The organism is Solwaraspora sp. WMMD937, from assembly GCF_029581175.1.
Taxonomy (GTDB): domain Bacteria; phylum Actinomycetota; class Actinomycetes; order Mycobacteriales; family Micromonosporaceae; genus Micromonospora_E.
Window position 1 is genome coordinate 1,628,167 of sequence record NZ_CP120738.1, and the last position, 16,770, is coordinate 1,644,936.

A 16,770-nucleotide genomic window follows, 5' to 3' on the forward strand; every position below is an offset into this window, starting at 1 on the left:
GTGGGCGCGATCACGGGAACGTTCAAGGGCTTCGGGGTCACCTTCTCCCACATGTTCCGCAAGGTGGTCACCACCGACTACCCGTTCAAGCCGCCGGTGTCCGCGCCGCGCTACCACGGCCGGCACATCCTCAACCGGCACCCGGACGGGCTGGAGAAGTGCATCGGCTGTGAGCTGTGCGCCTGGGCCTGCCCGGCGGACGCGATCTACGTCGAGGGCGGCGACAACACCGAGGAACAGCGGTTCTCCCCGGGTGAGCGGTACGCCAGCACGTACCAGATCAACTACGCCCGGTGCATCTTCTGCGGGCTGTGCATCGAGGCCTGTCCGACCCGGTCGTTGACCATGAGCAACGAGTACGAGTTGGCCCGCGACTCCCGGCAGGACCTGATCTTCACCAAGGAGCAGCTGCTGGCGCCGCTGCTGCCTGGGATGGAGCAGCCGCCGCACCCGATGCGGTTGGGCGACAGCGAGAAGGACTACTACGTCGGCGCGCTGACCAATCCGGGCACCTCGGCGGGTGCCGAACGGGCGCCCTGGTCGGAGCAGGGCACCCAGGACGGCTCGGGGACGACGGGAGAGGGCAAGCCATGACCGAGCTCGCAGCGGAGGTCTCCACCGGGGAGGCGGTGACCTTCTGGATCCTGGCTCCGCTCGCGCTGCTCGGCGCGATCGGCATGGTGTGGGCCCGCAACGCGGTGCACTCCGCGCTCTGGCTGGTGCTGACCATGCTCTGCCTCGGCGTGTTCTACGTCGTGCAGGGCGGGCCGTTCATCGGCCTGGTGCAGATCATCGTCTACACCGGCGCGATCATGATGCTCTTCCTGTTCGTGCTGATGCTGGTCGGCCGGGACGCCTCCGACTCGCTGATCGAGACGCTGCGCGGGCAGCGGATCGCCGCGGTCGCCCTCGGCGTCGGCTTCGCCGCGCTGGTCGGCACCGGGCTGTACCGGGGCCTCGGCGGGGTGCAGGCGGTCGGTCTGCAGCAGGCCAACGCGGACGGCAACGTGCAGGGCATCGCCGCCCTGCTGTTCGGCCGGTACCTGGTCGCGTTCGAGGTGACCGCCGCCCTGCTGACCACCGCCGCGATCGGCGCGCTGATCCTGGCGCACATCGAGAAGCGCAAGGAGCAGCGACGCGGCCAACCGGAGATGATGCGGGCCCGGTTCGCCCCCGGCAACTACCCCGGCCCGAAGCCGGGTCCGGGTGTCTACGCCACCTCCACCTCGGTGGCCACCCCCGGCCGGCTGCCGGACGGCACGCTCACCGACCGGAGCATCCCGGCGATCCTGCCGACGCGCGAACTCTCGCCCAGCGAGGCCGCCCCGAAGGGGACTGACAAATGACTCCGGACAACTACCTGATCCTGTCGGCGGTGCTGTTCACCATCGGCGCGGTCGGCGTGCTGGTCCGCCGCAACGCGATCGTGCTGTTCATGTGCATCGAGCTGATGCTCAACTCCGCGAACCTGGCGCTGGTCACGTTCAGCCGGATCAACGGTGACCTCAACGGCCAGATCATCGCCTTCTTCGTGATGGTCGTGGCGGCAGCCGAGGTGGTCGTGGGGCTCGCCATCATCATGACCATCTTCCGGACTCGACGCTCGGCGAGCGTCGACGACGCCAACCTGCTGAAGTACTAAAGGGGCCCACGCGTGGAATCGACTGTGGAGTACGCCCAGGCCACGGGGCTGCTGAGTAGCGTGTGGCTGCTGGTGGCCATCCCGCTGGCCAGCGCGGCGATCCTGCTGCTGCTCGGCAAGCGCGCCGACAAGTGGGGACACTGGCTCGGGGTGGTCGCCGTCGGAGCGGCCTTCGTCCTCGGCCTGACCTACTTCTTCCAGCTACGCGGTTTGGACAACCGGGCGGTCGAGCTGAGCCTGTGGGAGTTCATCGAGGTCGGTGGCCTGTCGGTGGACTTCGGGCTGCTGTTCGACCCGCTGTCGGCGGTCTTCGTGCTGCTGATCACCGGCGTGGGTTTCCTGATCCACGTGTACGCGGTCGAGTACATGTCGCACGACCCGGGACGACGGCGCTTCTTCGCGTACTTCAACCTGTTCGTCGCCGCGATGCTGGTGCTGGTACTGGGCAACAACTACGTGATGCTCTTCCTCGGCTGGGAGGGCGTCGGTCTGGCGTCGTACCTGCTGATCTCGTTCTGGTACCACCTGCCGGCCGCGGCGACCGCCGGCAAGAAGGCGTTCCTGATGAACCGGGTCGGCGACGCCGGCCTGGTGCTGGCGATCTTCCTGATGTTCGCCACGCTCGGGACCACCCAGTTCGAGGCGGTGTTCACCGGTGCCGGGGCGCTGGCCTCCGGCACCATCCTGGCGATGGGCCTGTTGCTGCTGCTCGGCGCCACCGGCAAGTCCGGTCAGTTCCCGCTGCAGGCGTGGTTGCCGGACGCGATGGAGGGCCCGACCCCGGTCTCGGCGCTGATCCACGCGGCGACGATGGTCACCGCCGGCGTCTACCTGATCGCCCGGTCCAACCCGATCTTCTCGGCCAACCCGACGCTGCAGACCGTGGTGGTCAGCGTCGGCGCGCTCACCCTGCTGATCGGCGCGGTCATCGGCTGCGCCAAGGACGACATCAAGCGGGTGCTGGCCTGGTCGACGGTCTCCCAGATCGGCTACATGTTCCTCGGGGTCGGGCTGGGCGGCGGCGCGTACGCGCTGGCGATCGTGCACCTGCTGGCGCACGGCTTCTTCAAGGCCGGGCTGTTCCTCGGTGCCGGCTCGGTGATGCACGGGATGAAGGACCAGACCGACATCCGGCGGTTCGGCGGCCTGTGGCGGCACATGAAGATCACCTGGGCGACCTTCGGGTTGGCCTGGCTGGCGATCATCGGCATCTGGCCGTTGTCCGGCTACTTCTCCAAGGAACCGATCATCGCGGCCGCCTTCGAGCGGGAGGGCTGGACCGCCTGGCTGTTCGGCGGGGCCGCCCTGCTCGGTGCCGGGCTGACCGCCTTCTACATGACCCGGCTGTTCATCCTCACCTTCCACGGCCCGAAGCGGTGGACCGAAGACATCGACCACCCGCACGAGTCGCCGGCGCTGATGTGGGTGCCGCTGGTCCTGCTGGCGGTCGGGTCGGTCGCCGCCGGCTGGTTGATGTCCACCTCGGTGCCCGAGTGGCTGACCCCGGTGCTGGGCACCGAGGAGGGCCACCACGAGGCGGTGCTGTCGCACGGAGTGGTCACCATCCTGGCGCTGGTGATCACCGTGCTCGGCGCGCTGCTCGGCTGGCTGCTGTTCCGCAACGGCACCGCCGAGCAGGAGCAGCCGGCCGGGGTGCTGGTCACCGCCGCCCGGCACAACCTCTACACCGACGCGGTCAACCGGGTGGTGTTCGAAAAGCCGGGCGTCTTCCTCACCCGGGCGCTGGTCTTCCTCGACAACCGGGGAGTCGACGGCCTGGTCAACGGCCTCGCCGCCGTGATCGGTGGCAGCTCCGGGCGGCTGCGGCGGCTGCAGACCGGATTCGTGCGCTCGTACGCGATGTCCGTGCTCGCCGGTGCCTTCGTGGTGGTCGCGGCGTTCCTCGCCCTGCAGATGGGATGGCTGGCGTGAACGACTTTCCGTTCCTCTCGGTGCTGACCGTGGCGCCGCTGGTCGGCGCGCTCGTGGTGGCGCTCGTCCCGCGCCGCCAGGGGGAGCTGGCCAAGTGGCTGGCGCTCGGCTGGTCGGCGGCGGTACTGGTGCTGTCACTGGTGATGTGGTTCGCCTTCACCGTCGGCGGCGACCGGTTCCAGTTCCGTGAGTCCTACCCGTGGATCCCCAACTGGGGGGTCAACTTCACCTTCGCGGCCGACGGCATCGCGCTGGTCATGCTGATGCTGATCGCGGTGCTGGTGCCGTTGGTGATCCTCGCCTCCTGGCACGACGCGGAGGCGTCGAAGCGGTCGGTGCCGGTCTACTTCGGCCTGTTGCTGCTGCTCGAAGGCACGATGATCGGCGTCTTCGCCGCCGCCGACATCTTCCTGTTCTACGTGTTCTTCGAGGTCATGCTGGTGCCGATGTACTTCCTGATCGGCAGCTACGGCGGCCACCAGCGGCAGTACGCGGCGGTGAAGTTCTTCCTCTACTCGCTGGTCGGCGGCCTGTTCATGCTGGCCGCGGTGATCGGGCTGTGGGTGGTCGGCGGGCAGACCTTCGACTGGCAGGCGCTCAGCGAGATCGACATGTCCACCGGCGTGGAACGCTGGCTGTTCCTCGGCTTCTTCGTGGCGTTCGCGATCAAGGCGCCGTTCTTCCCGTTCCACACCTGGCTGCCGGACGCCGGTGGTGCCGCGCCGGCCGGCTCGGCCGCGCTGCTGGTCGGCGTGATGGACAAGGTCGGTACGTTCGGCATCCTGCGTTACTGTCTGGGGCTGTTCCCGGAGGCGTCGCAGTGGTTCGCCCCGTGGGCGCTGGCTCTGGCCGTGATCGGCATCATCTACGCGGCCCTGCTGGCGGTCGGTCAGAACGACCTGAAGCGGCTGGTGTCGTACACCTCGATCTCGCACTTCGGCTTCATCGGGGTCGGCATCTTCGCGTTCACCACCCAGGCCGGCACCGGCGCGGTGCTCTACATGGTCAACCACGGGCTCGCCACCGGCCTGCTCTTCCTGGTCGTCGGGATGTTCGTGGCCCGCCGCGGCTCCGCGTTGATCAGCGACTTCGGCGGGGCCGGCAAGATGGTCCCGGTGCTCGCCGGGGTGTTCTTCTTCGCCGGTCTGGCGTCGCTGGCGCTGCCCGGCACCGCCCCGTTCATCTCCGAGTTCCTCGTGCTGATCGGCACCTTCTCGGTGAACAAACCGGTCGCGGTGATCGCCACCCTCGGCATCATTCTGGCTGCGGCGTACGTGCTGTGGATGGTGCAGCGCACCACCCAGGGCACGTTGAACCCGGCGCTGTCCACGGTCGACGGCATGAAGCGGGACATCACCCTGCGGGAGAAGGTCGTGGTGGCCCCGCTGATCGCCCTGATCCTGCTGTTCGGCTTCTACCCGAAGCCGTTGACCGACGTCATCAACCCGGCCATCGAGGCGACGTTGTTCGATGACGTCGGCACGTCCGACCCCGCCCCGACCGAGGGCGTAATCCAGGAGGCGGCCCGGTGAGCGAGTTCTCATCCCCCGCGATCGACTACGCGGCGATCTCGCCGATGCTGATCCTGTTCGGCGCGGCGATGATCGGCGTCCTCGTCGAGGCGTTCGTGCCCCGCTCACTGCGCAACCCGGTGCAGCTGGTGCTGGCCCTGGCCAGCATGGTCGGCGCGCTGGTCGCGGTGGTCCTGCAGGGCAGTACCCGGACGGTGACCGCCGGCGAGGCGATCGCCGTCGACGGCCCGACGCTGTTCCTGCAGGGCGCGATCCTGGTGCTCGGCGTGATGGCGATGCTGCTGATCGGTGAGCGGTCGTTGGAGACCGGCGGCGCCTTCGTCGCCCAGGCGGCGATCGTGGTCAACTCGGCCGAGGACCGCAAACAGGCGGCCGGCCGGTCCGGCGCCACCGAGGTCTACCCGTTGGCGTTGTTCGCCCTCGCCGGCATGCTGCTGTTCGTCGCGGCCAACGACCTGCTGACCATGTTCATCGCCCTGGAGGCGTTCTCGCTTCCGCTGTACCTGCTCTGCGCGCTGGCCCGGCGGCGGCGGCTGCTCAGCCAGGAGGCGGCCCTCAAGTACTTCATGCTGGGCGCCTACTCGTCGGCGTTCTTCCTGTTCGGGCTGGCGCTGACCTACGGTTTCACCTCTGGGGTGGACAGCCCGACCGGGCCCGGGGTGGACTTCGCCACCATCCGGGCGGCGGTGGAGACCTCGCAGTCCAGCCCGGTGCTGTTGTTCGCCGGCATCGCGCTGATCTCGGTCGGCCTGCTGTTCAAGGCGACCGCCGCCCCGTTCCACGTCTGGGCCCCGGACGTCTACCAGGGGGCACCGACGCCGGTGACCGGCTTCATGGCCGCCTGCACCAAGGTCGCCGCGTTCGGCGCGCTGCTGCGGGTGCTGCACGTGGCCTTCTACGGGGCCGCCTGGGACTTCACCCCGGTGCTCGGCACGGTCGCCATCCTGACCATGCTGGTCGGGGCGATCCTGGCGGTCACCCAGACCGACATCAAGCGGCTGCTGGCGTACTCGTCGGTGGCCAACGCCGGTTACCTGCTGGTCGGCGTGCTGTCGCTGTCCGCCGAGGGCCTGGCCAGCACGATGTTCTACCTGGTGGCGTACGGCTTCATCGTGCTCGCCGCGTTCGCGGTGGTCACCCTGGTCCGCGACGCCGACGGCGAGGCCACCCACCTGTCCCGCTGGGCGGGGCTGGGCCGGCGCTCGCCGATGTTCGCCGGCATCTTCACCTTCATCCTCCTGGCGTTCGCCGGCATCCCGTTGACCAGCGGTTTCACCAGCAAGTTCGCAGTCTTCGGGGCGGCGGTCGGGGACGGCCAGATCTGGCTGGTGATCGCCGGGGTGGTGACCAGCATGATCCTCGCCTTCCCGTACCTGCGGGTGGTGGTGATGATGTGGCTGAGCGAGCCGAGCGACGCCACCCCGACGGTGGTCATCCCCGGTGCGCTGACCTCGGCGGCGCTGATGATCGGTGTACTGGCTACGCTGCTGCTCGGGGTCGCGCCGGGCGCGCTGCTGGATCTGACCAGCAACGCCGCCGAGTTTGTCCGATGAACCACCTCACCCGCCCCCAACCTGGGCCGCCACCGCCGCTGTGGCATGGTTGGGGGTGTGGTGAGGACGGCTGACGGCAGCTCCTTCGCGTCCGGTGCGGGAGCGGTGACCTCGATCGGGATCGACATCGTCGACCCGCAGCTGCAGGCGTCCATCGCCGGGATCCTGGCCGACGTCGAGGCCGAGCTGCGGGGCAGCGTGTTCAGCGCCGACCCGTTCGTCACCGAGGCGGCCCGCCATCTGGTCGAGGCCGGCGGCAAACGGTTCCGTCCGCTGCTGGTGGCGCTCGGTGCGCACTTCGGCGACCCGGCGGCGCGGCTGGTGGTGCCGGCGGCCGTGGTGATGGAGCTGACTCACCTGGCGACGCTCTACCACGACGACGTGATGGATGAGGCGCCGGTGCGTCGCGGTGCACCGAGCGCCAACTCGCGGTGGACCAACTCGGTGGCGATCCTGGTCGGGGACTACCTGTTCGCCCGGGCCGCCGACCTCGCCGCAGACCTCGGTATCGAGGCGGTACGGCTGCAGGCCCGCACGTTCGCCCGGCTGGTGCACGGCCAGATCGCCGAGACGGTCGGCCCGCATGGCGGCGAGCCTTCGGTCGACCACTACCTGCAGGTGATCGGGGACAAGACCGGGTCGTTGATCGCGACGTCCGCACGGTTCGGCGGGATGTTCGGTGGCGCGCCAGCGGAGCACGTCGAGGCATTGGCCGGGTACGGCGAGACCATCGGGGTGGCGTTCCAGCTATCCGACGATCTGCTCGACATCGCGTCGGACTCCGCCCAGTCGGGCAAGACACCCGGCACCGACCTTCGCGAAGGGGTCCATACGCTTCCAGTGCTCTACGCGCTCGGCTCGGACGACGGCGACGCCGCCTCCCGACGGTTGCGGGAGATCCTGGCCGCCGGGCCGGTCACCGACGACGACCTGCACGCCGAGGCGCTGGGTCTGCTACGCGAGTCACCGGCGCTGAAGCGGGCCCGGGAGACGGTGCGCGGCTACGCCGAGGACGCCCGGTCCCGGCTCGCGCCGCTGCCACCCGGCCCGGCCCGGCAGGCGATGCAGTCGCTGTGCGACTTCATCGCCGACCGGACGAACTAGCCGGGTGGCCGAGGTCCGGTCCTGGTCCGGTCCGGTTTCCCGGGGCGGATTCCCGCTGGCCGGCGACGGTACGGGGCGACGAACGGCACCGCCATTTGCGATGATGTTGCGTTAGCCAATAGCATGAACCGTACGTGTCGGGCGCCACACCGATAGTCGCCACCTGGTGCCCCTGATTCGAAAGGGCATTCCACAGGCGGCTGTCTTTTCATATGGTGTAAGTCCCCGGCGGCGGAGGTGGTTGTGCGCGACCCCTTGGCGGAACCTTCGGACCTCATCCGGAGCGTTTCACGGGCACTGCGTGTGCTCGAAGCGGTCGGACGTGCCCCGCGCGGACTGACCGTCAAACAGATTGCCCGGCGCTGCGAGCTGACCGTGGCGACCACCTACCACCTGGTGCGCACCCTGGCGTACGAGGGCTACGTGATCCGTCGCGAGGACGGCACCTACATCGTCGGCCTCGAGGTGGCGGACCGCTACCGCGAGCTGGTTGCCGCGTTCCGCGGCCCACCGGCGGTTGGTGAGGCGCTGCGCCGCGCAGCGGCGGAGACCGGCTACAGCCACTACCTCGGTCGCTTCGTCGGGTCCCAGGTAGCGGTCACCGCATCGGCCGACGGGCTGCGCTCGCCGTACCTGGAAGACCTGGTGCCCGGGTTCGACGAGGGGGCACACGCCACCGCACTGGGCAAGGCGCTGCTCGCCACTCTCACCCCCGACCAGCGGTTCCGCTACCTCAAAGAGTTCGGCATGCGGCCGTTCACCTCGGCCACGATCACCACCATTGAGGGCTTCGAAGCCGATCTCGCGGTTGGCGACCGGCGCGGTATGTACCTGGAGATCGGCCAGTACCGGCAGGGCCTCGCCTGCGCCGCGGTGATGGTCAACACGGACAAGGACGTCGAGCGGCGGGTGGCGATCGCCTGCGCGTTGCCGGCGGCCGAGATGATGACCTCGGCCCGGGTGGTCCGCGCGAAGCTGCTCACCGCCGCCCGGGCGGTCGCCGAGGCGATGACCGGCCCGGAGCATCCGGGCAGCTGAACAGTTTCTCCAAGACCTTGAACCGTCCGGCCGGTGACTACGTGTCATGAGGCGGAAGGGAAGGGCGCCTCTTGACCGACCAGGATTCACAACTGATGCGCGCGTTGCACGAAGAGCATGGTGACGCGCTCTTCGCCCATGCGCTGCGGCTGGCCGGTGGCGACCGGCAGCGAGCCGAGGACCTGGTCCAGGAGACGCTGCTGCGGGCCTGGCGACATCCCGAGTCGCTGGACCCGGAGCGCGGATCCGTCCGGGCCTGGCTGTTCACCACGGCCCGCAACCTCGCGATCGACGCCTGGCGGCGACGCAGTGTCCGGGTCGGTGAGGTGGTCACCGACGAACTGCCGGAACCACCTCCAGCGGTGGACGAGGCGGACCGTGCCGTGGAGGCGTGGACCGTCGCCGAAGCCCTCGGCCGGCTCTCCCAACCACACCGGGAGGTGCTGATCGAGTGCTTCTACCGGGGGCGTTCGGTATCCGAGGCGGCGGCCAGGCTCGGTGTTCCGCCAGGTACCGTGAAGTCACGGACACATTACGCACTGCGCTCGTTGCGGCTGGTGCTGGAGGAGATGGGGGTGACCCAGTGAGGTGTGACTACGCGCATGACGACGGCGCGTACGTCCTGGGTGCCCTGTCGCCTGCGGAGCGAGCGGCGTACGAGCATCACCTCGCCGGCTGCCCGAGCTGCCGGCAGGCGGTCTCCGACATCGCGGTGCTGCCCGGACTGCTCGGCCGGCTGGATCCGGCCGGCTTCGAGCAGATCAGCGACCCGCCGTCGACCGAGCCCCGGTTGGCGTCCCTGGTCGACGCGGCTGGCCGGGCCCGCCGCCGGGGCCGGCGGATGCGCCGGTGGCAGACCGCCGGGGCGGCGCTGGCCGCCGCCGGTCTCGCGATCGTGGTCGGCTTCGGGGTCGGCTGGGTGGGAGCCGGCGGTACGCCGGAGACCACGCCCGGCTCCCAGTTCGTCGCGATGCAGCCGGTGGCCTCGCAGTTGCCGATTCACGCCGAGGTGGGTCTGCAGGCGGCGGTCAACGGCACCGAGGTCACCATGCGCTGCTGGTGGGAGCCGACCAACCCGGACGGCCGACCGATGGATTTCGAGCTGGTCGCCTACGACCGGAACGGGGCCAAGCAGCAGGTCGGCTCGTGGGCGGTCAGTCCCGGAGCCGAGATCGTCTTCACCGGGGCGACCCGGTTCGAGCACGACCAGTTGGAACGGCTCGAACTGGTTCGTTCCGACGGCGCGGCGATCCTGGCATACCAGGTCGGTTGACCTGGTCGGTTGCCGGTCGGTTCCGGCCCGGACTGGTTGGCCGGTCAGTCCCGGTCCAGGATCAGACCCAGCAGCCAGGTGACCACCCCGACCAGCAGCGCCCCGAGCACGGCGGCCGGCCAGAAACCATCCACCTCGAACGGTAGGTCGAGCTGTCCGGCGATGAATCCGGTCAACAGGAACAGCAGTCCGTTGACGACCACCGCGATCAGCCCAAGGGTCAGCAGGTACAGGCCACACCCGACGGTCTTGACGATCGGCTGCAGCACCGCGTTCACCACGCCGAAGATGACCGACACGAGCAGCAGCGTGACGACCGCCTCGCCGAACGCGTCGGTCTGCAACGTGATGCCCGGAATGATCAGGGTGGCCAGCCAGAATGCCAACGCCGTACTACCCAGGCGGATGAGGAGGCTTTTGAGGAAACCCATCCGGGAATCCTGCCATGCCGACCGCCGGCCGTGGCCCATCGGTCCCGCAGCTGCGCCGTCGACGTCCCTTCGCCGGTGCCACCGCAACCGAGCCGTTATCCACAGCGGACGAGGTGGGGCTGCGGCGGCGGGTCGACCCGACTACGGTCGGCGAGGTGACGTTCACCGCCGTCGCGGCGGAGGTGACTGGCCACCGTCCGGCGCGGGAGGCGTCGGCCGGTAGGCACCGGGGTGGTAGGCACCCGGCTTGGACCGGGACCGAGAGGGGCACAGCGTGTCGCAGACGCAAGCCGAGTTGGCGATCATGCAGCGGGCGGCCAGCCGTTTCGACCAGGTCGACGAGGAGCTCGACGCGATGCTGCGCGGTCTGCTGCAGCGTCTGGAGGTGCTTCAGCACGCCTGGCGTGGCGCCGGTGGCCGATCCTTCGAGCAGGTCACAGCCGGGTGGGCCAGGGAGCAGGCGGTGTTGCACCGGGCATTGCGCGAGACGGCCGGAGCGATCCGTACCGCCGGGACGCAGTACCAGGCGACTGACGCTGCGGCGGCGGACCGGGTGACCCGGGCGGGGCGACGGATCGAGCTGCCGCTCTGAGCCGCACTGCAGCCTGACGGCCGGTCGCTTCGGCACGGCCTGGCGGCCAGCTGCTCCGGGGCACGACTTGGCGGCCAGCTGCTCCGGGCGCTGCCTGGTGGGCGGCACGATGGCATGACACGGAGGAGGTGACCGGGTGGCCGACGGCGAGCTGGTGGTGGATTTCCGAGCGCTGCAACAGGCCAGCGCCGACATCGGGCAGGCGCTGCGTACTCTGGGGTCGCAGTTGCACCAGGTGGAACGGGAGGCTGCGCCACTGGTAGCGACCTGGGAGGGTGCAGCCCGTCAGGCGTACGAGCAACGGCAGGCCCGGTGGCGCGGCGCGGCGCAGAATCTCCAGGCTCTGCTGCGGGAGATCAAGGTCGCGGTCGACGAGTCGGCCGCCGACTATCTGAGCACCGAACGGCGCAACGCCGACCTGTTCCGATGAGCCGAACGGTGTTCCCTCGACTACGCGAAGTGTTTTCTCACATTAGTTGATCTGCAAGGCGTCCGCCGGCCGTTGTGATCGTGGCACCACCTTGTAGGTTGTACCGGACGCGTGTGGCCTGTCCGGTGGAAAGGGGGGTCGGCCGTGACCGATTGGCAACCGGCCACCGAGATTGAGGCCGCGATGCGTGACGCCCTGCTCCGTCAGGACCAGGAGCTCTACTTCCAACTACTTGCCGGCACCGAGTTGCTGCTCCCGGTTTCGGCTCAGGCCCTGGCCGGCCAGGCCCCGATGGGATGGGGCACCTGGACGACGAACGGGCGGACCCACGTTCTCGCGTTCACTTCGCCGGTCACGCTGCACGCCTGCCTTGGTGACAGCGGCAGTTCCGCCCGTCGGGTGACGTTCGCCGAGCTGGCCGCCACCTGGCCGAACCTGGAGTGGTGGCTGGCGGTCAACCCGGGTCTGCCGATCGAAGGCTGGCTGCCGGCCTGGTTCGTCGCTCAGCTGGCCCGCGGAGACGCGCGACTGCCGAATCGTGGCGGCCACTCCGAGGGCCGCGCCGATGCCGCCGCCCGAGCCCGCGCGACCGCCACCGTCCCCGGTCCGGCCGGCCATCCCACCCGGTACGCCGCCGAAGCCACCGCCGCTGTCAGCCCACCACCGGCTCCGGCCGCTCCGGCTCCGGCCGCTCCGGCGCCGACCGCTCCGGCTCCGGAAGGTCAGTGGCCGCACCCGGGCAACGCGGCCGCCGACCCGACGCCGCCGACCGCCCGTCCGGTGTCGCCCGGCTCGCCCCCACCGTACGGTTCGACCCGATCCCCGGCCGGTGCGACCGCCGGGCTGTCGGCCGGCGGCCTGCCCCGCCGGGTGCCGACTCCCGCGCCGCCCACCGAAGACCCGGCACCAGCGGCGGAACAGCGCGGTGCGGCCGGCGGCCCGGTCGTCGGGTCGGCCACCGAGCCGCCGTCCGGGCCCGCGTCCGGTCCGGCCTTCGAGCCGGCCAACGACGTGGAGCGGGACCTGGTCGCGGCGGCGGGCGGCGGTGGCAGCAACTCGTTCCTGTCCACCCTCCTGCTCGCCAAGGTGCTGCTGCCCGTCTCCGAATCGTCCGTGGCCGGGTCCAGACCCGGCGACGAGGGCTTCACCTGGCGGACCGAGACCGCCGCCGACGGCACGTTCGTCGTGGTGTTCACCTCGCCGGAGCGGATCGCCGATCACTTCGACACCCCGGTCGAGACCGTCGAAGTGAAGTTCGTCCAGCTGATCCGCCGCTGGCCGGACCCGCAGTGGTCGTTCGTCATCAACCCCGGCACCCCGGTCGGCGCGAAGCTGCCCGGTACCGAGATCGTCGGCCTGGCCAGCTGGGCGGCCGAAGTCGGGCTGGGAGACGAGGAAGCCGACGTCGAACAGCCGGCCGAACCCCAACCCGGCGCGTCGGCGGCGCCGAAGCCGGCTGTGTCCAGCGGGCCGGACGTCCCGGGGCAGCCGACCACGATGCAGAAGACCGTGGCCGCCAGCCAGGTCGGCTACTACCTGGACCGTGGCTACGACCGGGTGTCAGGGTTCGTGCACCGCGCCGCCGAGGTCGCCCACCTGGACACCCCAGCCAAGCTGTACGCGGCACTCGGGCTCGGCTACGCCGGGTCACCGTTCGCCCCGGACGCAGAGGAGATCTTCGTACTGCGGTGGCCGGCCTACCGGCCGAGCCTCTACCGGATCCCCTACGGCGGTCAGAACGAGAACGCTATGCGGGCGATGGAAGGCTGGGTGATCGAGCGCCCGCCGTTCCGTGGCAACGGCTTCGCCCCGGGGGAGAGCAGCGACGTCGTGGCCGAATTCAAGGTCGACGGGATCCGGCTGCCGCACGGCTCGCAGCTGTGGCGGCTCGGCGCGGACGGCACCGGGACGCTCGTCGCCCGGCTGGACGCCGACGAGACCGCCTGGCAGCAGGTCAAGGAGGAGTGATGCGCGACGGCTACGTCGCCCGCTGGCAGGGGCAGGAGTACGATGCCAGCCCGGCCGGCGACGAGGTGCGGATCTATCAGCCGACGGAGGGCGAAGGCTTCATCGAGATCCGCTCCGGCCGGTACGTCCGGGTGGTGCCGATGTCCGAGGTCGACGACTTGGCGTACGTCCGTACCACCTGCACCTGGCACGGCCAGCCATTCGTCGTGCTCGCCAAGCACGACGGCTGGCTGCGGGTCGAGTACACCGGCGGTCGGGCACCGGTCGCCCAGTCGCTCGGGCTGGAGGAGTTCGACTTCGGCGTCTACCAGGGCTGGGCGGCGGCCAACGAGGTGACCGAGCTGCGCGAGCACCGGGTCTGACCCGGCTGGCGGATCAGCTCTTGGCCCAGCGCAGTACCTCGCCGAGCACCACCTCCGGCGACTCGACGTGCGGGAAGTGACCCACCTCGTCCAGTAACCGCCACTCGTACGGGGCGATCACGTACCGCCCGGAGCCTTGCGCCGTCCGGGGCAGCACTGCCGGGTCCAACGCTCCGTGCAGCTGCAAGGTCGGTGTCACCAGCGGCTCCTGCAACAGCTTGACGAAGCGGTAGCCGTGCAGCCGCAGCAGCGACCGGAACGCCCAGCGGTATCCCTCCAGCGCGCAGAACGACGCCTGCGGGATCCGCATCGCGGTCCGGCACAGCTGCTCGTACTCGGTGAACCGGGCTCCACCCGTCCACGCCGGCCCACCCCACTGGCGGAGGAACCCACCGACCATCGCCGCGTCGTCACGGGTCAGCACGTGTTCGTAGCGGGGCAGCTGGAAGCGCAGCGACGGGGTGGAGGCGGCGGCCTGCCCACGCGGGTCGGTGAAGATCGCCGAGCGTAGCCGCAGCGGGTGGGCGGCCCCGATGACGATCAGCCGGCGCACCATCCTCGGGTGGAACGCGGCGGCGGTCCACCCGATCATGCCGCCGAAGCCGGCGCCGACGATGATCGCCGAACGCTCGCCGAGCGCCCTGATCATGCCGGTGACGTCGGCGGCCAGCGTGTATCCGTCGTACCCGCGCGGCGGCTTGTCGCTCGCGCCGAAACCGCGCATGTCGACCGCGACGGCACGGTAACCGGCGTCGGCCACCGCCGGCAGCACCTCGTGCCAGGCCCACCAGAACTCGGGAAAGCCGTGCAGGAAAAGGACCAGCGGGCCGGTGCCGGCCTCGACCACGTGGAACCGGCTACCGTTGGCACCGACGTACCGGTGCTCCCAGGGGCCCTTGATGAGCACACAGGACTCGTCGACCGGGCCCGCTGTACTGCCACGTTCTCCCATGGCGACAGCGTAGGCCGGCCCCGCACCACCGTATCCGGCCTGGGCAAACAATAGAGGTTGGTTCAGGGCGATCACCGGCGTGGGCTCAGGGTGGTCCACCGGGGGTGGCGGACTTCCGCCGCTGGCGGCGGGACCCGGTCGGGCGGCGATACGGTTGCCGGATGGCCGACGATGCTGCCGGACCCGCGCCGGGCAACCCCCAACCGCCACCCGTCCCGTTGATCAGCGTCGCCGGGCCGCCGGCCGAGTACGGCGCCGGCTACGGTGCGGCGGCGGCATCGGTGATCGCCCGCAACATCGAGCACTACCTGCGGCGGTTTCGCGACGAGGCCGGGTTGAGCAGGTCGGCGGTCCGGATCGCCGGCGGGACCTTCCGCAATGCCAGCCGGGCCGATCACCCGAGGATCGTCGAGGCGCTCGACGCGGTGGCCGGCGGAGCCGGGGTGCACGTCGACGAGGTCTACGCGCTGAACGCCCGTACCGAACTGCTGTACGGCACCGGGCGGACGGCGGCCGACCCGCCGCCCAGCGGCCCCACGGAGCTGGAACCCACCGATCCCGGCCCCGGCCGCGACGCCGGTCCGGACGGGTCGGCCGGCGGCTGTACGGCGGCCGGGGTGCTCGGCTCCCGGACCGCCGACGGCCACCTGCTGCTCGGCCAGAACTGGGACTGGCATCCCGATCAGCGGGACACCATGGTGCTGCTGCGGACCACGGACGAGCGAGGACTGACCGTGCTCACCCTCACCGAGGCGGGCATGCTCGCCAAGGCCGGGCTGAACTCGGCAGGGCTGGGAGTCTGCATCAACATGCTCGGCAGCGACCGGGACGGGCTGGCGCCGGGCCGTCCGCCCGGCGTGCCGTACCACGTGCTGCTGCGCGCCGTGCTGGAGGCCGGCAGCCTCGGGCAGGCGACCCGGGTGGCCTGCCGTACCCCCCGGAACGCGTCGATCAACCTACTGCTCGGCCAGGCCGGCCCGGCCGGCGGGGAACTGCTCGACCTGGAGGTGGTCCCCGGTGACGTCGGGTGGACCCACCCGGTGGACGGGGTGCTCACCCACGCGAACCACCTGGAGACGGCCCTGCCGGTACGGGACACGACGAAGAACCTCGGCGGCTCGTCGATGTTCCGGGCGGCGCGGGCCCGGCGGCTGCTGGTCGAACGGGCGGCCGGTGCGCCGTTGAGCCTGGCCGACCTGGCCGACGTATTTCATGATCATTTGGGCCTGCCGTTGGCGATCTGTCGGCATCTCGACGAGCGGGACGCGCCGGCGGACCAGGCGGAAACGGTCTACTCGGTGCTGATCGACCTGGACGCCCGCCGGCTGGGGCTGGCCGCCGGCCCGCCGTGCCAGCACGACTACCATTGGCTGGAGCTGGCCGACGCCGTCACCGGATGACCTCCGCCCGGATCAGCTGCCAGTGCTGGCCCGGCCCGCAACGGATCCGGATCCGCAGCGGAGCCACCTTCGCCCGGATCCGGGTGTGCTGGGTGAGTGTGGTGCCGTCGCCGCCGTACAGCGCGTGTTCGGTCCCGTCGTCGGTGACCAGCCCGTAGCAGGGTCCGGTGCCACCCCGGGTCACCGTGCCGACCAGCCAGTCGCCGGAAATCAGGTCGGACGGGGTCTTCGGGGGTGTCCCGGGTCGGGGCAGCGTCGGCGGGTCGGTCCGGGACAGACCCGGTGTTTCGGTCGGTGTCGGTGTCGGTGTCGCCGGTCCGTTGGATCCGCGCTGCGGGGCATCCGACTCGTCGGATCCGCCCTGCGCGGCGTCCGGGGTCGGCGGCATCGGTGCTCCTGGCGTGGGGCCGCCGCCGCAACCGGCGACGGCGATCAGCACCACGCCGGTCAGCATGACGGCGACTGACCGGCAGGCTGACTGTCGGATCAGCGTCGGTACTGCCATGCCGGTTGGACGCCGCCCGGCCGGCCGGAGTTCCACCGGCCGGCCGGGACCGCGTC

General features: G+C 70.4%; 18 protein-coding genes. 15 read left to right on the forward strand and 3 right to left on the reverse strand.

What is annotated here, in order from left to right:
- From nuoI to O7621_RS07110, 10 genes are all read left to right on the forward strand, one after another.
- Window positions 1-594 (forward strand): NADH-quinone oxidoreductase subunit NuoI, encoded by a 594-nt coding sequence (gene nuoI, locus O7621_RS07065; RefSeq protein ID WP_123607126.1) that lies wholly within the window; start codon window positions 1-3, stop codon window positions 592-594.
- Window positions 591-1,346 (forward strand): NADH-quinone oxidoreductase subunit J, encoded by a 756-nt coding sequence (locus O7621_RS07070; RefSeq protein ID WP_282233279.1) that lies wholly within the window; start codon window positions 591-593, stop codon window positions 1,344-1,346. The genes nuoI and O7621_RS07070 overlap by 4 nt, the downstream gene beginning before the upstream one ends.
- Window positions 1,343-1,642 (forward strand): NADH-quinone oxidoreductase subunit NuoK, encoded by a 300-nt coding sequence (gene nuoK / locus O7621_RS07075; protein ID WP_123607128.1) that lies wholly within the window; start codon window positions 1,343-1,345, stop codon window positions 1,640-1,642. Before O7621_RS07070 ends, nuoK begins: the two co-directional genes overlap by 4 nt.
- 12 nt (window positions 1,643-1,654) lie before the next feature.
- The gene (gene nuoL / locus O7621_RS07080; RefSeq protein ID WP_282233280.1) at window positions 1,655-3,574 is read left to right on the forward strand and encodes an NADH-quinone oxidoreductase subunit L; all 1,920 of its coding nucleotides are present in this window, start codon (window positions 1,655-1,657) and stop codon (window positions 3,572-3,574) included.
- A complete protein-coding gene (locus tag O7621_RS07085; RefSeq protein WP_282233281.1) occupies window positions 3,571-5,106 on the forward strand; it encodes an NADH-quinone oxidoreductase subunit M in 1,536 nt (511 codons plus the stop codon). Before nuoL ends, O7621_RS07085 begins: the two co-directional genes overlap by 4 nt.
- Window positions 5,103-6,659, forward strand: a complete 1,557-nt coding sequence (gene nuoN / locus O7621_RS07090) for an NADH-quinone oxidoreductase subunit NuoN (protein WP_282233282.1) — start codon at window positions 5,103-5,105, stop codon at window positions 6,657-6,659. The genes O7621_RS07085 and nuoN overlap by 4 nt, the downstream gene beginning before the upstream one ends.
- 45 nt (window positions 6,660-6,704) lie before the next feature.
- Window positions 6,705-7,763, forward strand: a complete 1,059-nt coding sequence (locus O7621_RS07095; protein ID WP_282233283.1) for a polyprenyl synthetase family protein — start codon at window positions 6,705-6,707, stop codon at window positions 7,761-7,763.
- Between the two features lie 243 nt (window positions 7,764-8,006).
- Window positions 8,007-8,801: a helix-turn-helix domain-containing protein gene (locus O7621_RS07100; protein ID WP_282233284.1), complete on the forward strand. Its 795-nt coding sequence runs from the start codon at window positions 8,007-8,009 to the stop codon at window positions 8,799-8,801.
- 92 nt (window positions 8,802-8,893) lie between these two features.
- Window positions 8,894-9,388 (forward strand): sigma-70 family RNA polymerase sigma factor, encoded by a 495-nt coding sequence (locus O7621_RS07105; protein WP_233606748.1) that lies wholly within the window; start codon window positions 8,894-8,896, stop codon window positions 9,386-9,388.
- Entirely contained in the window at window positions 9,385-10,074 is a 690-nt protein-coding gene (locus O7621_RS07110; RefSeq protein ID WP_282233285.1) for a zf-HC2 domain-containing protein, read from the forward strand. The genes O7621_RS07105 and O7621_RS07110 overlap by 4 nt, the downstream gene beginning before the upstream one ends.
- Before the next feature lie 44 nt (window positions 10,075-10,118).
- On the opposite strand, the gene O7621_RS07115 is transcribed toward O7621_RS07110, so the two are convergent.
- A complete protein-coding gene (locus tag O7621_RS07115; RefSeq protein WP_282233286.1) occupies window positions 10,119-10,505 on the reverse strand; it encodes a phage holin family protein in 387 nt (128 codons plus the stop codon).
- Window positions 10,506-10,779: 274 nt separating this feature from the next.
- On the opposite strand from O7621_RS07115, the gene O7621_RS07120 reads away from it, so the two are divergent.
- The 4 genes from O7621_RS07120 (at window position 10,780) to O7621_RS07135 (ending at window position 13,857) form a co-directional block, all read left to right on the forward strand.
- Window positions 10,780-11,097, forward strand: a complete 318-nt coding sequence (locus O7621_RS07120) for a WXG100 family type VII secretion target (protein WP_282233287.1) — start codon at window positions 10,780-10,782, stop codon at window positions 11,095-11,097.
- Window positions 11,098-11,233: 136 nt separating this feature from the next.
- The gene (locus tag O7621_RS07125; protein WP_278174719.1) at window positions 11,234-11,527 is read left to right on the forward strand and encodes a WXG100 family type VII secretion target; all 294 of its coding nucleotides are present in this window, start codon (window positions 11,234-11,236) and stop codon (window positions 11,525-11,527) included.
- A 144-nt stretch (window positions 11,528-11,671) separates the two neighbouring features.
- Window positions 11,672-13,495, forward strand: a complete 1,824-nt coding sequence (locus O7621_RS07130) for an SseB family protein (protein WP_282233288.1) — start codon at window positions 11,672-11,674, stop codon at window positions 13,493-13,495.
- Window positions 13,492-13,857: a hypothetical protein gene (locus O7621_RS07135; RefSeq protein ID WP_282233289.1), complete on the forward strand. Its 366-nt coding sequence runs from the start codon at window positions 13,492-13,494 to the stop codon at window positions 13,855-13,857. The genes O7621_RS07130 and O7621_RS07135 overlap by 4 nt, the downstream gene beginning before the upstream one ends.
- A gap of 13 nt (window positions 13,858-13,870) precedes the next feature.
- Here the strand turns inward: O7621_RS07135 and O7621_RS07140 are convergent, their stop codons facing one another.
- Entirely contained in the window at window positions 13,871-14,809 is a 939-nt protein-coding gene (locus O7621_RS07140) for an alpha/beta hydrolase (RefSeq protein ID WP_282233290.1), read from the reverse strand.
- A 161-nt stretch (window positions 14,810-14,970) separates the two neighbouring features.
- Between O7621_RS07140 and O7621_RS07145 the strand changes: the two genes are divergently transcribed.
- On the forward strand, window positions 14,971-16,209 hold the full coding sequence (locus O7621_RS07145) for a C45 family peptidase (RefSeq protein ID WP_282233291.1): 1,239 nt from the start codon (window positions 14,971-14,973) through the stop codon (window positions 16,207-16,209).
- Here the strand turns inward: O7621_RS07145 and O7621_RS07150 are convergent.
- Window positions 16,199-16,663 (reverse strand): hypothetical protein, encoded by a 465-nt coding sequence (locus O7621_RS07150; RefSeq protein ID WP_282233292.1) that lies wholly within the window; start codon window positions 16,661-16,663, stop codon window positions 16,199-16,201. The two genes, O7621_RS07145 and O7621_RS07150, sit on opposite strands and share 11 nt — an antisense overlap.
- Between the last annotated feature and the right edge of the window lie 107 nt (window positions 16,664-16,770).

Coding starts and splice junctions, on each gene's coding strand:
- O7621_RS07070 (WP_282233279.1), top strand. CDS start 591: ATGACCGAGCTCGCAGCGGAGGTCTCCACCGGGGAGGCGGTGACCTTC.
- nuoK (WP_123607128.1), top strand. CDS start 1,343: ATGACTCCGGACAACTACCTGATCCTGTCGGCGGTGCTGTTCACCATC.
- O7621_RS07095 (WP_282233283.1), top strand. CDS start 6,705: ATGGTTGGGGGTGTGGTGAGGACGGCTGACGGCAGCTCCTTCGCGTCC.
- O7621_RS07115 (WP_282233286.1), bottom strand. CDS start 10,505: ATGGGTTTCCTCAAAAGCCTCCTCATCCGCCTGGGTAGTACGGCGTTG.
- O7621_RS07140 (WP_282233290.1), bottom strand. CDS start 14,809: ATGGGAGAACGTGGCAGTACAGCGGGCCCGGTCGACGAGTCCTGTGTG.
- O7621_RS07145 (WP_282233291.1), top strand. CDS start 14,971: ATGGCCGACGATGCTGCCGGACCCGCGCCGGGCAACCCCCAACCGCCA.
- O7621_RS07150 (WP_282233292.1), bottom strand. CDS start 16,663: ATGCTGACCGGCGTGGTGCTGATCGCCGTCGCCGGTTGCGGCGGCGGC.